We start from the raw sequence: 16,776 nt of genomic DNA on the forward strand, positions 1-16,776 counted from the left end.
TCGCCAGACAACGTACCGGGCCGTCATCGGCCGACCTCCCTGGTTGGTCGGTCACCGGTCGTCGATGGTTCCCGAAAAATCCGTCCAGCGGGTGCAACCGTCCAGGGTCATGCGGAGTCTCTCACAGTGAGGGTCCGCGACCCCGCCCGCCGCTGATTACGTCGGGCAGCCATCGGGTAGTGAGCACATCGACTAGGGACCTGACCTCCGCGGGGCGAGGGAGTTGACCATGGGACAGCGGGCAGCCAGCCGTCTCTTAGCGGCCGGTGCGCTGCTCCTGGCATTCGGCACGTCCATTTTGTCGGCGAACCGGGTGTACGCGGCACCACCTGCACCAACGACCGTCACCATCGAAGGTGACGACCTGCCGGAGCCGCTCGCCGTGCACGCCGACGCCGACGCCGAGTTGTTCGCGGCCGTGCTGAGCCAGGTCAGCTGGCTCACCGGACCGGGCCAGACCAGTTCCCCGGAGCCGGGCGACCTCGGCCCGAAGTACCTGGTCGTGGTCATGGTGGCGGACGAGCCACATCGCACCTACGAGCTGTATCCACTGGCCGAGGGTGGCCCGCGCGCGTTCCGACCGGCGGAGCAGCCCGGTGACGGCAAGACCACGGCCGGCTGGTTCTTCGGCCGGCTGACGATGTCCGAGACGCTGCGGGCGGCCGGCGCACCGCTGCCGGCCCGCCCGGACAGCATCAGCGGTGGCATCGGCGGCGGCGAACGGGTGATCCCGGAGGACGCGCTCAACCCGGGTGAGGACATCGACAAGATGCTCACCGACCTGCGACAGGTCATGATGCTCAACGCCGCCGTGGTGGTCGGCATCACCCTGGGTATCGCGGGGATCGCCCTGCTGGTGCGCCGCCGGACCCGGTGACCGGCTGGGCCGTGCAGGTGACCGGCCGGGGCGTGTCAGCACCAGCGGTGCGGCGGGCGTTCCCGACGTACCACCCGGGAGCTCGGCCGGACCCCGAGGTGACGGTGCGCGCCCGCCCATCCCCGTTGCCCCGCGCAGCAGGTCGACGGCGGCCGCGGGTCGGCCGGGCCGCCCCGGCCGGTTCCCTGCCCGGTCAACGTCCGACCGGGTGACGGTTGGTCCCGCTCCCCCGGATGGTCCCGTTCGACGCCGCCGCTGTGGCCAGCCCCCAGGTACGCCATCACGAACTCCTCACCTCGCACGAGCCGTCCCGAGACGACACCTTGCCAGGTACCGGGCCGGCCGCCGCCGGCCCCCCCGCCCGTGATGACCAGAGGCGGGCGGCCAGCGCCACCACCGTCACCGCCACCAGGACGCCGCCGATCACGTCGACCGGCCAGTGGGCGAGCAGCACCAGCCGGGTCGCCGCGATGAACAGCGCACCGGCTCCGGCGAGCACCACCACCAGCAACCGCCCGGTACGCCGTACCCGGGGCCAGACCAGCAGGACGACCGCGAACGCCGCAGCGGCGGCGTTGGTGGTGTGCCCGCTGGGGAAGCCGTTGGCGGCGATGGTCACGAAGCCGTCCGCCGGGCGGGGCCGGTGCAGCAGCCACTGCCCCAGTTGCCAGCTGACCGGGGCCGCGACGGTCACCGTCGCGCAGAACCAGGCCCGGGGCCGGTCCCGGCGCAGGGCGAACAGGATGGTCGCGGCGGCTCCGACGGCCAGGAACGACAGCGTCGCCGCCAGATCGGTGGCGGTCCGCAGGACCGCCACCAGCGTCGGCCGGTCCGCGGCGTAGGCCCGCAGCCCGTCGGTCACCGGGGCGTCCAGCCGGGCGACCAACGCGGGATCCACCACCAGACCGGTGGTCAGCGCCGCGAGGGCGAGCAGGGCCAGCAGCGGGACGACCAGCGGCGGGCGGGCGATCATCAGCACATGTTGGCACGGTCGGCGCGGTCGTGCCCGCTGGCCGTGACACCCTGACGGGGTGGCGACCAAGCGCAACGACGCCGGGCTCACCGCGACCCTGCGTCGTATCGAGCGGTCGGCCGGGGCGCTGGCGACCGCGAGCGTGGCCCGGATGGACGAGACCCTGCCCTGGTTCCGTGAGCTGCCCGCCGACCAGCGTTCCTGGGTGATGGTGATCGCCCAGGCCGGGGTGCGGTCCCTGGTGGAGTGGCTGCGCGACGGTGGCGGCGCGAACGGGAGCCCGCAGGAGGTCTCCGACGAGGTCTTCGCCGCGGCGCCGCGGGCGCTGGCCCGGTCGATCAGCCTGCAGCACACGGTCGCCCTGATCAAGGTCACCATCGACGTGGTCGAGGCGCAGGTGCCGCACCTGGCCGCGACCGGCGAGGAGTCGCTGCTGCGCGAGGCGGTGCTGCGGTTCTCCCGGGAGATCGCCTTCGCCGCCGCCCGGGTGTACGCGCGGGCGGCGGAGTCGCGCGGCGCGTGGGACGCCCGGCTGCAGGCGCTGCTGGTCGACGCGCTGCTGCGCGGCGACTCGTCGGACGTGCTGGCCAGCCGGGCCGCCGCGCTGGGCTGGACCGACGCCTCGCCGGTGTCGGTGGTGGTGGGGCGGTCACCGGGCGGCGAGGTCAGCGCGGTCCTACAGATCGTCTACCGGGCCGCCCGGCGGATCGGGGTGGAGACGATCGGCGGGGTGCACAACGACCGGCTGGTGGTGGTGCTGGGCGGGGCGGCCGATCCGGCGGCGGCGACCGGCAAGCTGCTGGACGCGTTCGGCGCCGGCCCGGTGGTGGTCGGACCGATGGTGGCCAGCCTGGACGAGGCGACCGAGTCGGCTCGGGCGGCGCTGGCCGGATACCGGGCGGCGCCGGCCTGGCCGGCGGCGCCCCGCCCGGTCGCGGCGACCGATCTGCTGCCGGAGCGGGCCCTCGCCGGTGATCCCGAGGCCCGCCGTCGGCTGCGCCGCGACGTGTACGGAACCCTGGTCCGGGCCGGCGGGGAACTGCTGGAGACCCTGGACGCGTTCTTCGCCGCCGGGGCCGTGCTGGAGGCGACAGCGCGGGCGCTGTTCGTACATCCGAACACGGTGCGTTACCGACTGCGGCGCATCGGTGAGGTGACCGGACTGTCGCCGTTCGCTGCCCGCGACGCGTACGCGCTGCAGATGGCCCTGGCGATCGGCCGGCTGGATCCCCCGCCGCTGCTGCGCACCTCACCTGACTGAACGCACTTCCGAGCAACATTTGCGGGCAAAAGACGTGCACATCCGACGATCTTTGTAGGAATCCTCCAACGACGGTAGTGCGGATTGGTATCTCAGCGCACCCAAGTGACCCGTGGGTATCAGGAAGAGTCATAGCCGTGCTCGCCGTACTCTCCCCCGGCCAGGGGTCCCAGAAGCCCGGCTTCCTCACCCCGTGGCTCGACCTGCCCGGCGCCGAGGCCCGCCTGCGGTGGTGGTCCGCGCTCGCCGGGGTCGACCTGGTGCACCTCGGCACCACCGCCGACGCCGACGAGATCAAGGACACCGCTCGCACCCAGCCACTGCTGGTCGCCGCGGCCCTGCTCGCCGCCGAGCACCTGCCTGGCGGATCACCGGCCGGGCACCGCCGGGGCGGGCTCTACGACGTCGCCGTCGTCGCCGGTCACAGCGTCGGCGAACTCGCCGCCGCGTCGCTGGCCGGGGTTCTGCCCGCCGAGTCGGCCATCACGCTGGCCGCGGTCCGGGGCCGGGAGATGGCCGCCGCCTGCGCGCTGGAACCCTCCGGGATGGCCGCCGTGCTCGGCGGCGACCGGGACGAGGTGCTGGCCGCGATCGACCGTCACGGACTGCACCCGGCGAACCACAACGGAGCCGGTCAGATCGTGGTGGCCGGAGCCACCGGCCGACTGGAGAAGTTCGCTGCCGAGCCGCCGGCCCGGGCCCGGGTGGCGGTGCTGCAGGTAGCCGGGGCGTTCCACACCCCGTACATGGCCCCGGCCGAGCAGGCGCTCGCGAGCGTCGCCGCCGGGATCATTCCGGCCGATCCCAACCGAATCCTGCTGTCCAATCTGGATGGCGATGCCGTCGACCACGGCCGGGAGCTGCTGCAACGCCTCGTCCGGCAGGTGACCGCACCGGTGCGCTGGGACCTGTGCATGCACACCCTGGCGGACCTCGGTGTCACCGGAGTACTGGAGCTGCCACCGGCCGGCACCCTCGCCGGTCTGGTCAAGCGGGAGTTCAAGGACCGCGGCGTGCCGGAGATCGTCACCCTGAAGACCCCGGACGACCTGCCTGCGGCGCGGGCCCTGATCGCCCGGCACGGAATGGCCCCCAGCCACGAGCCGACCAGGCAGTTCCGGGTCGTCGTGTCGGCCAGCGCCGGCACCTTCGAACCAGCTGCCGGACTCGCCGAGGGCGACCCGCTGACCGCCGGTCAGATCATCGGACACGTCACCACCCGGCAGGGCCCGGTCGAGGTCGCCGCGCACGACGCCGGCCTGCTCACCGAATGGCTCGCCCACCACGACGACCCGGTCGCACCGGGCCAGCCGCTGGCCCGGATCAGCGGTTCCGCACTGTGAGCGCGCACCCCGACAGCGCGCCGGGAAAGGCAGCAACATGACCGGATCACAGATCGTGGCACTCGGGCACTACCAGCCCTCCCGGGTGGTCACCAACGACGAGCTCGCCCAACTGGTGGATACCAACGACGCCTGGATCCGGGACCGTGTCGGTGTCGTCACCCGCCGGATCGCCGACTCGGAGACCGTCGCCGACATGGCCTCGGCGGCGGCCGAGAAGGCACTGGCCAACGCCGGCCTCACCGCGGCCGACATCGACCTGGTGGTGGTGGCGACCTGCACCGCCATCGACCGCAGCCCGAACGTCGCCTGCCGGGTCGCGTCCCGCCTCGGCATCGCCGCCCCGGGTGCGTACGACATCAACACCGCCTGCTCGGGCTTCAGCTACGCGCTCGGCACCGTCGACCACGCCGTACGGGCCGGTGCCGCACGCAACGCCCTCGTCATCGGCGCGGAGAAGCTCTCCGACTTCACCAACTGGACCGACCGCTCCACCTGCATCATCTTCGGTGACGGCGCCGGTGCCGCCGTGGTCACCGCCACCGGCGGCAACGAGCCGGCCGGGATCGGACCGGTGGTCTGGGGCTCGGTTCCGGACAAGAGCGACGCGGTACGCATCGAGGGTTGGCGGCCGTACGTCGAGCAGGAGGGCCAGTCGGTGTTCCGGTGGGCGACCACCGCGCTCGCCCCGTTGGCCCTGCAGGCCTGCGAGCGCGCCGGGGTCGACCCGGCGGAAATCGCCGCCTTCGTCCCCCACCAGGCGAACGCCCGGATCATCGACGGCATCGCCAAGCGGCTCGGGATGCCCGACGCGATCGTCGCCAAGGACATCGTCGAGTCCGGCAACACCTCGGCGGCCAGTGTGCCGTTGGCGCTGTCGAAGCTGGTCGAGCGGCGGGAAATCCCGTCCGGCGCCCCGGTGCTGCTGTTCGGCTTCGGCGGTGGACTCACCTACGCCGGGCAGGTCGTCCGCTGCCCGTAAGCTCCTACCGCCCGCTCCGAGGTGGAGCGGGCCGCCCGCCGATCCGGCAGGCATCATTGTTTCAACCGAGAGGAAAGTAGAAACCCATGACCCGTGACGAGATCACCGCCGGCCTCGCCGAGATCCTCGAAGAGGTCGCCGGGGTCAACCCGGACGACGTGGCCGGCGACAAGTCGTTCACCGATGACCTGGACGTCGATTCGCTCTCCATGGTCGAGGTCGTGGTGGCCGCCGAGGAGAAGTTCGGCGTGAAGATCCCGGACAACGAGGTGCAGAACCTCAAGACCGTCGGCGACGCGGTCGCCTACATCGAGACGCAGGCGTGACGATGGTCGACGTCGTCGTCACCGGGCTCGGCGCGACGACCCCGCTCGGCGGGGACGTCGCGGCGACCTGGGATGCCATGCTCAACGGCAAGTCCGGAGTCGACAAGCTCACCCACGACTGGGCCGCGCAGCTGCCGGTCCGGATCGCCGCCGAGTTGGCGTCCGAACCCGCCGAACGGTTGGACCGGGTCAAGCTGCGCCGGCTGGACCGATCCGAGGCGATCGCGCTGATCGCCGCAGGTGAGGCGTGGACGGACGCTGGGCTGGGCGACGCCGGCGTCGACCGGGAACGGCTCGGCGTCAGCATCGGTTCCGGCATCGGCGGCGCGCTCACCCTGCTCGCTCAGGACGACATCCTGGAAGCCTCCGGGCCCCGACGGGTGTCGCCGCACACCGTACCGATGCTGATGCCCAACGGCCCGGCCGCCTGGGTCGGGTTGGAGTTCGGCGCGCAGGCCGGCGTCCACTCGGTCGCCAGCGCCTGCGCGACCGGCGCGGAGGCGATCGCGCTCGGCCTGGACATGATCCGGGCCGGCCGGGCCGACGTGGTGATGGCCGGCGGCACCGAGGCCGTGGTGCACGGCCTGCCGATCGCCGGTTTCGCCGCGATGCGGGCCATGTCCACCCGCAACGACGACCCGGAACGGGCGTCGCGGCCATGGGACAAGGCCCGCGACGGGTTCGTCCTCGGTGAGGGCGCCGGGGTCGTGGTGCTGGAACGGGCCGAGCACGCGGCGGCCCGCGGCGCCCGGGTGTACGCCCGGCTCGCCGGGGCCGGGCTCACCTCCGACGGGTACGACATGGTGCAGCCGCACCCCGAAGGGCTCGGCGCGGCCCGGGCGATCCGGCTGGCCCTCGCCGACGCCGGAGTGTCCGGCGGCGACATCGTGCACGTCAACGCGCACGCCACCTCGACCCCGGCCGGCGACCTCGCCGAACTGGTGGCGCTACGCGAAGCGATCGGCGACCACCCGGTGCTGACCGCGACCAAGTCGATGTCCGGCCATCTGCTGGGTGCGGCCGGCGCGCTGGAGTCGATCGCCACCATCCTGGCGATCCGCGACAGCGTCGTCCCGCCGACGATCAACCTGGACGACCCGGACGACCAGCTCGACCTCGACGTGGCAGCGCAGAAGGCCCGATCGATGGACGTACCCGCCGCGTTGAACAACTCGTTCGGCTTCGGCGGACACAACGTCGCGCTCGTCTTCACCCGGGTCTGACAGCCGACCGGGTCACGACGACAGCAGACAGGGCTCCGGCCCTGCCGACGGCGCTCCGGCCCTGGCGGGCCGGAGCGCCGTCGGCGTCTGGTCGACGCGTGTGGTCAACCGGTGCAGCTGGTGGCGGGCAGGCCGGACACTGGCACCGGCAACCGGCCGGGCGCCGGTGCGGCACCCCGCAGGACGTCGGCCAGCGCGGACATCGACGCCGGGCTCGACGAGTAGGTGGCCAGCAACGTCGCGGACCGGGCCTCGGCAAGCAGGTGCGGGGTGTCCATGGCAACGGTCACCGCCGCGTCGACGTTCAGGTCGGACGGGCCGTCGCCGTAGCCGACCAGGTGCACGACCGTACCGCCCTGGCCGACCACCTCGACGCCGGCGGCGCGCAACTCCTCGATCAACAGCGCCCGGGTACGCTCCCGGCCACCCGAGGCGGTGACGGTCACCGGCCCGTCGACCCCGGCGCAGTCCCCCCGCACCTGGGTGACGGCGGCGGCGGCCAACCGCCGGGCGGCGGCGTAGTGGTCTTCGGCGCCGAGCACCGTCATCGGCGGGGTGGGCTCCCCGGCGAGCCGCTGTTTGAGGGTCAGCACCCGGGTGACCGCCTGCACGAGTCGCGTCCGGGGCAGTGACCCGTCGCGCAGCGCGGCGAGCAGACCCTCGTACGCGGCCGTCACGTCCGGCGGCATGAGAATCAGGTCGTTACCCGCGTTGATCGCCGCGACGGCCGCGTCGCCGGGCGACAACGCGCGGGCCGGAGCCATGTTCATCCCGTCGGTGACCACCACCCCGTCGAAGCCGAGTTCGCCGCGGAGCAGGTCGGTGAGGACCTTGCGGGAGAACGTCGCCGCCACCCCCGGGTCGACCGCGGCGACGTCCAGGTGTCCGGACATCACCAGGCCGGCGCCGGCGTCGATGCCGGCCACGAACGGCGGCAGGTCGGCGGCGGCGAGAGCGGTCCGGTCCTGGTCGAGCACGGGCAGGTCGCCGTGGGAGTCGACAGCGGTGTGGCCATGCCCCGGGAAGTGCTTGAGGGTGGCCGCGACGCCGGCCGTCTGCAGGCCACGGACGGCGGCGGCGACCTGTCCGGCCGCCGCGTCCGGGTCGGCGCCGTACGACCGGGAGCCGATCACCGTGCTGTTCACCCCGAGGACGTCGGCGACCGGCGCGAAGTCGACGTTGACGCCGAGCGCCGCGAGTTCGGTACCGGCCGCCCGCCAGGCCGCCTCGGTCAGCTCCGGCTGCCCGGCCGCACCGGCCGCCATCGCGCTGGGCAGCAACGTCACCCCCTGGTTGATCCGGGTGACGATGCCGAACTCCTGGTCGGTGCCGATCAGCAGCGGCAGCTCGCCGACGCCGTCGGGCAGCGCGGCGGCGGGCAACCGCCCGGCGGCGTCCTGCAACCCGGTGGTCAGCTCCCGCACCTGGGTGGTGCTGTCGACGTTGGTGGTGGGTTGGTTGCTGCCGGTCGGGTCGTCGGCCGAGAAGCCGACCAGGATCAGGCCGCCGACCCGGTAACGGTCGATCATCTCGGCCGGGGTGTCGACTCCGGCGAGCTGCTGGTTACCGGCCGCCGACCCCGGCGAGACCTCGGTCGCGGACGCCCCGTACGCGTACGGCATCAGCACCTGACCGACCAGGTCCTCGTCACTGAGCGTCGCGGCCAGCTGGGCGGCCGGCGACGCTGCAGGGCTGGCTTTCGGTTCGCTGGAAGGGCCTTCCGGGCTGCTGGGAGTGCTGGCTTCAGGCCGGTCGCCGGGTCCGGCGCAGCCGCTGGTGACACCGAGGATGGCCAGCAGAACGGAAGCGATGGTTACGCGGGGTGAGGGGAGCACACCGGCCATCCCATCAGGCTACGGTCGCGGCGGCAACCCGTGCCCGGCTGGGGTAGGTTCCGTGCCCGGCTCACCCGGCCGGGTCTGCTCACCCGGTGACCGGATCAGCCCACCCGGGTGAGCAAGGTCACCGGCGCTCCTTCACCGGCGTGCCGGTACGGCTCGAGTTCGGTGTCCCAGGCGGTGCCCATCGCCTTGTCGAGGGCGTGCGCGATCGCTTCGGGAGCCGGCGACGCCGCGATGATCGCCCGGATCCGGTCCTCGCCGAGCTGGATGTCCCCGGCCGCCCCGATGGTGGCCCGGAACAGGCCGCGACCGGGTACATGCATGAACCGCTCCCCGTCGGCGCCCGGGCTGGGTTCCTCGGTGACTTCGAAACGGGTCATCGGCCACTGCCGTAGGGCAGCGGCCAGCTCGGCCCCGGTCCCCGCCCGGCCGGTCCAACTGCACTCGGCACGCCGGCCGTTCGGATCGAGCGGCTGAGCGGTCCAGTGCAGGTTTACCGGCGCGACGAGGACGCGCGATATCGCCCATTCGACGTGAGGGCACACGGCGAGCGGGGTCGAGTGGACGTATACGACGCCACGCGTTGGCACGGTGACCTCCCGGAGAGCGAGGTGCGTCTTCCCCTACGACCTCGACCACCGGGCGGTGTGACCAATGATGACTGTTGTGACGGGTGGTGCGCCAGTGAATCGGCAAACTGGTCGCGGAAATTGTCGCCGCCCGGCTCGTCGGGTCCGCTCCGCCGCTGGGAATGACAGCCACGGGTGCGTCGTTGTCCCTGCTGGCCGGCCGGAAACCGGGGCCGAGAGCGAGGTGGCCAGCCGGTCTGCGGCCAGCCGTCCGGTAAGATGAGGTCGGCGTATGCCCGACACCCGGCGGACCCGTTCGTGTGATCCGCCGTACCGCCAGTTTTGCCAGTACCACCAGTCTTGCCAGTACCACCAGTCCTGTCCGTACCGTCAGTCCTGCAAGGGAGTCCCCCCGTGGCGAGCAACACCTCCAAGACCGCGCGCGCGTCAGTCCGCGCCGGCCAGGCCGGTCAGGGTGGTGCCCTGAGCGTCCTCGGCGAGTTCAAGTACCTGATCCCGCTCAACGGCGGCAAGCACGCCTATGTCCGCAACCTCACCAACGGGAAGACCGCTCACCTGCGTACCGACTCGGACGCGTTCGTGGAGGAGATCCGGTCGCTCGCCGGTGCCGGCCACGCCGCGAAGATCCGGTTGGAGATCAACGCACTGGCGGCCGCCCACCCGGGTCACGGCTGGGAGCTGACCGAGAAGCGGCTCGTCGAGGCCGGGGTCTTCGAGGCCTGAGCATGATCTGACGGGTCGGCGACGACCCGGACCTTGGACGGCCCCGCCGGGCGACACGCCCGGCGGGGCCGTTTCCGTCGCTGGTGTTGGCGACTGCTCAGTTGAGCAGTTCCACCTGACCGTTTCCGAGGTCGTAGACCCCGCCGGTGACGTCGATCCGCCCGTCCGCGAGCGCCGCGGCGAGCAACTCCACCTGCCGCAGCCGCTGCACGGTCCGCCGCACATGGGCCCGTACCGCGAGGGGCTGCACATCCGGGTGCCCGACACCGACCTCGGTCACCGCCGGAGCGATCTGCTCCACCAGGTACCCGATGCTGCCGGCCGGGCGGCTGCCGGTGCGTTGCGCGCTGATCGTCGACGCCACCGCCCCGCACCGCTCGTGTCCGAGCACGATGACCAACGGCACACCCAACGCGCCGACGGCAAACTCGATCGACCCGACGATCGCCTGGTCCAGCACCTGGGCGCCGGACCGCCCGACGCAGATCGAGCCGAAGTTCTGGTCGAAGATCGCCTCCAGCGGCACCCGCGAGTCGATGCAGCCGAGCACGAACGCGATCGGATACTGCTCGCCGAGCGCCGCGCTGGCCGCAGCCGCCGACACGTCGTGACCGTGCCGTGGTCGTCCGGTGACGAAGCGCTGGTTACCGGCCAGCAGCTCGGCCAGCGCCTCGGCCGGGCCGGGGTGATCGGGTGGTGGCGGGCCGGACGGACGCGGTGCCCGGGAATCCGGCATCGGGAACGACGGTGACGACATGGTTGCAGCGTGGCGTGCTACTGGCCGGTCGGGAAGGCAGTTGCGAGTCTTCTCACCGTGCTGGTTCCAGATCCGGCCTACCGGGGTACGTACGTCCGAGCCGGGACCGCCAGCGACATGGGCGGAGGTGACGACGGTGGGCAGGCATCAGGAGTTCAGCGTCCGGCTGCCGGACGGAGCGGTGCTGCGCGGGCGGTCGAGCGGCCCGCGCGCTGCGGAACTGACCCTCGTCCTGTTGCACGGCTGGACGCTCGACCAGCACACCTGGCACCGTCAGGTCGGTGAGCTGGCCGGGACGTCCGGACAGCGGGTCCGGGTGGTCACCTACGACGCCCGCGGTCATGGCCGGTCCACGGCCGCCGGGCTGGCCACGATGACTCTCGGGCAGTTGGGCGACGACCTCGCCGCAGTGTTGCGCCAGGTGGACGCCGCCGGCCCGGTGGTCCTGGCCGGGCATTCGATGGGTGGCATGGCGATCATGGAGTACGCGCACCGGCACCCGGTGGATTTCGCCGCCCGGGTCGCCGGCCTGGCGTTCGTGGCCACCACGGCGGAGGGACACACCCATACCGCGTACGGGCTGGCACCCCCGGTCGCCCGGCTGGTCCGGCTCTGCGAGGTGGCCGGAGCCGGCGTGCTGGCCAGGTGTGGCGCCTGGCGACCGCATCCGGGTCTGCTGCAGCCGCTGCGGCCGACCCTGCGGTGGCTGCTGTTCGGCGACACCTGCGACCCGCAGGACCTCGAACTGGCGACCACCGCCGTCGGTCGGACGACGCTACGGGCGATCGGCGGCTACCGTGCTTCGATCGGCGCGCAACGCCGGCTCCGCACGCTGGCGGCGCTCGACGAGGTCCCAGCGGCGGTGCTGGTGGGAGATCGCGACCGGCTGACGCCGCCGATCTGTGCCGAATCGATCGTCGACGCGTTGCCCGGAACCGACCTGACGGTCTGCCACGGGGCCGGACACATGCTGATGCTGGAACGACCGGACCGGGTGACGGCCGCCCTCGTCGAGGTGCTCGGCAGGGCGGCGCGCTGAAACAGGCTCGGCAGGGCGAACGCGGTCGTCGGGTGCCCTGGGAGCCAGCGCCGGGCTGGCGCGCGGACGGTAACGTCGTAAGGCTGCCGGGTCCGATCACGTGACGGGGTCACCACGCTCTGCCGTCGCCACCCGGCGCCGTGACCGTCCGCCGGCGGACCGGCCGCCCTACCCCGGCCGGCCCGCCCTCGCCCAGGAGCCGCAGCGTTGACCGACGCCACCACGTTGGACCAGGAGATCGCCGCCGAGCAGCGGCACGTCGACCGGGTGTACGCCCGGTTGGCGCAGCTACGCCAGGACGCGGTACGCGCCGAGCGGGACGGCTACCGCCTTGCCCGGGTGGGCAACGTCGGCGCCCTGGTGGAGCGCGACGCGATGGTCTTCCACGCGGCCCGGCGGCGGCATCTGCTCGACGCCGAGCACGAAGGGCTGGTGTTCGGCCGGCTCGATCTACGCGACGGCGCGGTGCTGTACGTGGGTCGGCTCGGGGTGCGCGGCGAGCGGGCCGAGCCGCTGCTGATCGACTGGCGTGCCCCGGCTGCCGCCGCGTTCTACCAGGCGACGCCGGCCCGACCGCGGGGCGTGGTGCGGCGGCGAACCATCCAGTCCCGGGGCGAGCGGGTCACCGGTGTCTCCGACGACCTGCTCGATCCGGCGGCCGCGCCGGCCGGGATGCGGGTGGTCGGCGACGGTGCGCTGCTGGCCACCCTGGCCCGGGCCAAGGGACGTGGGATGCGCGACATCGTGGCCACCATCCAGCAGGAGCAGGACCAGGCGATCCGGTCGCCCGCCGCCGGGGTGACGATCGTCTCGGGCGGCCCCGGCACCGGCAAGACCGCGGTCGCGCTGCACCGGGCGGCGTACCTGCTCTATTCGGACCGGAGCCGGTTCGCCGGCGGCGGCATCCTGGTCGTCGGCCCGACCGGTGTCTTCGTCGAGTACATCGCCGCTGTGCTGCCGGCCCTGGGTGAGGAGAGCGCCACCCTGAGGTCGTTGGGGTCGCTGCCGCCGGGAGTGTCGGCGACCCGGACGGATCCAGCGTCGGTCGCCGTGCTGAAGGGGTCGCTACGGATGCGGCGGGTGCTGGAACGGGCGGTACGTGACGCGGTACCGGACGGGCCGACCGAGCTACGGCTGCTCTACCGGGGGCAGTTGCTGCGGCTACGCGGCCCGGAACTGGACGGCATCCGGGCCCGCGCGCTGCCCCGGGGGGCGCGGCGCAACGAGGTCCGGCGGGCCGGTATCGACGGGTTGTTCGAGGCGTTGTGGGCGCAGGCCCGGCAGTTGGTGGCCCCGGCCCGGCTGCCCGGACAGGCCGAGTTCGAGGACGAGTTGTCGGACCGGGACGATTTCCGGGACTTCCTGCGGGCCTGGTGGCCCCGCCTGCTGCCGCGACACGTGCTGGGCTGGCTGGCCCGGCCGGACCGGCTGCGTCGGTACGCGCGGGGAGTGCTCGACCCGGCCGAGATCACGGTGCTCGCCGACGCGTTCGGTGGCCTGGCGGACAACGGGCCGACGATCGCGGACGTGGCGCTGCTGGACGAGTTGGACGAACTGCTCGGCCGGCCACCGCAGCCCCGCCGCCGGCACCGGGATCCGTTCCAGGTGACCGGCGGGGTGCGTGAGGTGACGACCTTCGCCGATCGGGACCGGGCGGCCCGGGCCGCCGCCCGGGAGCGGCCGGCCGACTACCGGGAGTACGCCCACGTGGTGGTCGACGAGGCGCAGGACGTGTCGCCGATGCAGTGGCGGATGATCGGGCGCCGGGGCCGACTCGCCTCCTGGACGGTGGTCGGGGATCCGGCGCAGACCGCGTGGACCGGGGATCCGGCCGAGCTCGCCCAGGCCCGGGACCGGGCGTTGGGGCGGCGGCCGCGGCGGGAATTCCAGCTGACCACGAACTACCGCAACCCGGCGGAGATCTTCGAACTGGCCGCCGAGGTGATCCGCGAGGTCGCTCCGGACGCCCCGTTGCCGACGGCGGTCCGATCGACCGGGGTGGCGCCACGCCGGGACCGGATAGCTGCGGCGGTGCTGCCGGCTGCCGTCCGTACCGCGACCGCCGAGATGCTGGCCGCAGTGGAGGGGACGGTCGGCGTCATCGCCGCGGTGGCCCGGCGGGACGAGGTCGCCGGCTGGCTCGGCGAGCTGGCGACCTCTCGGCTGCAGGTGGTGTCGAGCCTGCAGGCGAAGGGCATGGAGTACGACGCGGTGGTGCTGGTGGCCGGCGAGGAGATCCGTGCCGAGTCCGAGGCCGGGGTGCGCACCCTCTACGTCGCGCTCTCCCGGGCGACGCAGCGGCTGGTCACCATCGACCTCGACCCGGAGTCGATTGCACATATTGCTATGTGAGCATTAGTCTACTGACGAGACGCCGGGCGACGGAGGGTGGCAGGCGTGGGAGTCGGACACGATCACGGCGCCGGGAGCACCGGCCAGCGACACTACGGGCGTCTCTGGGCCGCCTTCGCCCTGCTGGCGGGCTTCATGGTCGTCGAGGCGGTCACCGCGCTGGCCACCGGCTCCCTGGCACTGCTGTCCGACGCCGGGCACATGTTCACCGACGTACTCGGCATCGGCATGGCGCTCGCGGCGATAGCCGCGACCCGGCGACCGACCGGGGAGCCGCAGCGCACCTTCGGCCTCTACCGCCTCGAGGTGCTGGCCGCGCTGGCGAACGCCGTACTGCTCGCCGGGGTCGCGCTCTACGTCCTGGTTGAGGCGGCCCGCCGGTTCGCCGATCCGGAGCCGGTGACGGTCGGCCCGATGCTGGTGGTGGCGGTCGCCGGACTGCTCGCCAACATCGTCGCCTTCGCCCTGCTGCGCCAGGGGGCCAGGGAGAGCCTCAACGTACGGGGCGCCTACCTGGAGGTACTCGGCGACCTGCTCGGCTCGGTGGGAGTGCTGGTGGCCGCCACGGTGATCGCCACCACCGGCTGGTGGTACGCCGACCCGCTGGTCGCCGTCGGTGTCGGGGTGTTCATCCTGCCGCGCACCTGGCGGCTGGCCCGGGCCGCGCTGCGCATCCTGGTGCAGGCGGCGCCGGAGCATGTGGAGGTCGCCCGGGTCCGCAGCCGGCTGGCCACCGTGCCGGGCGTCTGCGACGTGCACGACCTCCACGTCTGGACGCTCACCCCGGGCATGGAGGTGGCCTCGGCACACCTGGCCGTGACCCCGTCAGCCGATATCGGCACGGTGCTGCGGGACGCCCGGACGGCCCTGCACGACGAGTTCGGTATCGAGCACGCGACGCTGCAGATCGAGCCGCTGGCCCCCGCCGACTCCTGTGGACCGGCCGACTGGTGATTAGCAGATGCTTAAGTTTCGTGACCTTACCGCGACGTTGACAGCTACGATATACGTATATTTCTGATTTTTCCAGACATAACATGGCTATCGATACCGGGACGGCAACCCGGGGAACCGGTAGTCTCGGCCCCGGTCTCCGCTCGGGCGGCGCCCCTCCGGCGCCCGCGGAGGCCGTCGCCTAATCGCCGTACGGCGAGCCGGGGAACCACGTACCTGGGGTGCATCCGCGTCACGCGGTAGGGATCTTCCGTCCCGAACCCGTCAGCTAACCCGGTCGGCGGCTGACGGAAGGAACGCACAGTGTCACGCACAGTCCACAGGAAAACCCGATTCGCGTTGTTGGCGGCGTTGACCGCCGCCCTGATGGCCGTCACCGGCACCCCGATCGGCTCGCCGGCCGGAGCCGCCCTGCCCACGAACCGACCCGACCGGGTCGACGACGAGGGCGGCACCGACAGCCTGCGCAAGGAGCTCGATGCGGCCTCGAAGGGCTGGATCGACGCCAAGGCGGCGCTCAACCATTCGAAGGACCGGCAGAAGAAGCTGTCCGAGCAGCTCGACACGGTCGGTGCTGAGCTGGAGCAACGGAACAGGAACGTCGGGCACATCGTCGACCGCGCGTACCGCAACGGCCGGCTCGGCCCGGTCTCCGCGCTGCTCAACAGCACCTCGCCGGAAGGGTTCATCGACCGGGCGGCGGCGCTGAGCGCGGTGACCGCCAACGAGGAGAAGCAGCTCCGCGAGCTGTACCGCACCCGTGACCAGGTGACCAGGTCCAAGGCTGCGATCGAGCATGAGATCCGGGAGCAGCAGAAGCAGGTCACCATCATGGACCAGCGCCGGAACCAGGCGGAGCGGGCCCTGGCCGTCGCGGTCGCCGCCGAGAAGGAGGCGGAGGAACGGGCGAGGCAGCAGGCGGCGGAGGAGGCCGAGCGGGCCGCCGCCAGCGGATCCTCCGGCTCAGGATCCTCCGGCTCCGGCTCGTCGGGATCCGGGTCGTCCAGCGCGTCGGCGACCCCGGCCCCACGCAACGCCAACGGCTCCTGGCCGGCCGAGTCGTGCAACGTCGACGACCCCACCACCTCCGGCTGCATCACGCCGCGTACGCTGCACGCCCTGAACCAGGCGAAGGCTGCCGGCTTCACCCGCTACGTGTCCTGCTTCCGCAACGGCAGCTCCGGCGAGCACCCCAAGGGCCGGGCGTGTGACTTCGCCGCCCAGCCCAACGGCTTCGGTGGAGTGGCGACCGGCGGCGACAAGAGCTATGGCGACAACCTCGCGAACTACTACATCAACAACGCCGACCGGCTCGGCGTGCTCTATGTGATCTGGTACAAGCGGATCTGGCTGCCCAGCAGCGGCTGGAAGACGTACAGCGGCGCAGGCGGCGACCCGTCCAGCGACCACACCAACCACGTGCACCTGTCGGTGTACTGACGTCGCGCGTACGGGGGCGGACGGCCACGTCGGTGGCCGTCCGCCCCCGTACTGCTATGAACCGACGCCCCCGCCGGCTCGACGGTGATCCCCCG

At 72.6% G+C, this 16,776-nt stretch carries 15 protein-coding genes and 1 riboswitch; of the genes, 11 read left to right on the forward strand and 4 right to left on the reverse strand.

All coding sequences use genetic code 11. The features are described from left to right. The first annotated feature begins 229 nt into the window (after positions 1–229). Entirely contained in the window at positions 230–877 is a 648-nt protein-coding gene (locus tag O7629_RS17955; RefSeq protein WP_278170509.1) for a hypothetical protein, read from the forward strand. Between the two features lie 280 nt (positions 878–1,157). Here the strand turns inward: O7629_RS17955 and O7629_RS17960 are convergent, their stop codons facing one another. Then, positions 1,158–1,850: a phosphatase PAP2 family protein gene (locus O7629_RS17960; protein WP_278170510.1), complete on the reverse strand. Its 693-nt coding sequence runs from the start codon at positions 1,848–1,850 to the stop codon at positions 1,158–1,160. Between the two features lie 58 nt (positions 1,851–1,908). Here O7629_RS17960 and O7629_RS17965 point away from each other — a divergent pair, with 58 nt between their 5' ends. From O7629_RS17965 to fabF, 5 genes are all read left to right on the forward strand, one after another. Then, positions 1,909–3,111 (forward strand): helix-turn-helix domain-containing protein, encoded by a 1,203-nt coding sequence (locus O7629_RS17965; protein ID WP_278170511.1) that lies wholly within the window; start codon positions 1,909–1,911, stop codon positions 3,109–3,111. 137 nt (positions 3,112–3,248) lie between these two features. Then, positions 3,249–4,454: an acyltransferase domain-containing protein gene (locus tag O7629_RS17970; RefSeq protein ID WP_278170512.1), complete on the forward strand. Its 1,206-nt coding sequence runs from the start codon at positions 3,249–3,251 to the stop codon at positions 4,452–4,454. Between the two features lie 37 nt (positions 4,455–4,491). Further along, positions 4,492–5,436 carry a beta-ketoacyl-ACP synthase III gene (locus tag O7629_RS17975; RefSeq protein WP_278170514.1) on the forward strand — a complete coding sequence of 315 codons (945 nt, stop codon included), beginning with the start codon at positions 4,492–4,494 and terminating at the stop codon, positions 5,434–5,436. A gap of 86 nt (positions 5,437–5,522) precedes the next feature. Beyond that, positions 5,523–5,762, forward strand: coding sequence for an acyl carrier protein (locus tag O7629_RS17980; RefSeq protein WP_123602866.1), 240 nt, complete (start codon positions 5,523–5,525; stop codon positions 5,760–5,762). Further along, a complete protein-coding gene (gene fabF, locus O7629_RS17985) occupies positions 5,759–6,985 on the forward strand; it encodes a beta-ketoacyl-ACP synthase II (protein ID WP_278170516.1) in 1,227 nt (408 codons plus the stop codon). Before O7629_RS17980 ends, fabF begins: the two co-directional genes overlap by 4 nt. A gap of 104 nt (positions 6,986–7,089) precedes the next feature. Here fabF and O7629_RS17990 read toward each other — a convergent pair whose 3' ends face one another. Together O7629_RS17990 and O7629_RS17995 are read right to left on the reverse strand one after the other, a co-directional pair. After that, positions 7,090–8,829, reverse strand: coding sequence for a glycoside hydrolase family 3 protein (locus O7629_RS17990; RefSeq protein WP_278170517.1), 1,740 nt, complete (start codon positions 8,827–8,829; stop codon positions 7,090–7,092). A gap of 95 nt (positions 8,830–8,924) precedes the next feature. Continuing rightward, positions 8,925–9,416, reverse strand: a complete 492-nt coding sequence (locus tag O7629_RS17995) for a DUF3145 domain-containing protein (RefSeq protein WP_123602869.1) — start codon at positions 9,414–9,416, stop codon at positions 8,925–8,927. A 393-nt stretch (positions 9,417–9,809) separates the two neighbouring features. Between O7629_RS17995 and O7629_RS18000 the strand changes: the two genes are divergently transcribed. Beyond that, entirely contained in the window at positions 9,810–10,139 is a 330-nt protein-coding gene (locus tag O7629_RS18000; protein WP_278170518.1) for a hypothetical protein, read from the forward strand. Positions 10,140–10,236: 97 nt separating this feature from the next. Here the strand turns inward: O7629_RS18000 and O7629_RS18005 are convergent, their stop codons facing one another. Further along, complete coding sequence (locus O7629_RS18005; RefSeq protein WP_278170520.1) at positions 10,237–10,896, reverse strand: carbonic anhydrase; 660 nt, start codon at positions 10,894–10,896, stop codon at positions 10,237–10,239. A 166-nt stretch (positions 10,897–11,062) separates the two neighbouring features. Between O7629_RS18005 and O7629_RS18010 the strand changes: the two genes are divergently transcribed. From O7629_RS18010 to O7629_RS18025, 4 genes are all read left to right on the forward strand, one after another. Further along, positions 11,063–11,935 (forward strand): alpha/beta hydrolase, encoded by an 873-nt coding sequence (locus O7629_RS18010; protein WP_278174576.1) that lies wholly within the window; start codon positions 11,063–11,065, stop codon positions 11,933–11,935. A 207-nt stretch (positions 11,936–12,142) separates the two neighbouring features. Next, positions 12,143–14,287 (forward strand): AAA family ATPase, encoded by a 2,145-nt coding sequence (locus tag O7629_RS18015; RefSeq protein ID WP_278170522.1) that lies wholly within the window; start codon positions 12,143–12,145, stop codon positions 14,285–14,287. Positions 14,288–14,332: 45 nt separating this feature from the next. Then, entirely contained in the window at positions 14,333–15,241 is a 909-nt protein-coding gene (locus tag O7629_RS18020; protein ID WP_278170524.1) for a cation diffusion facilitator family transporter, read from the forward strand. 168 nt (positions 15,242–15,409) lie between these two features. Then, positions 15,410–15,540: riboswitch (cyclic di-AMP (ydaO/yuaA leader) on the forward strand. Between the two features lie 4 nt (positions 15,541–15,544). Beyond that, on the forward strand, positions 15,545–16,681 hold the full coding sequence (locus O7629_RS18025; protein WP_278170526.1) for a hypothetical protein: 1,137 nt from the start codon (positions 15,545–15,547) through the stop codon (positions 16,679–16,681). The last annotated feature ends 95 nt before the right edge of the window (positions 16,682–16,776 follow it).

The organism is Solwaraspora sp. WMMD792 (assembly GCF_029626105.1).
Lineage (GTDB): Bacteria > Actinomycetota > Actinomycetes > Mycobacteriales > Micromonosporaceae > Micromonospora_E.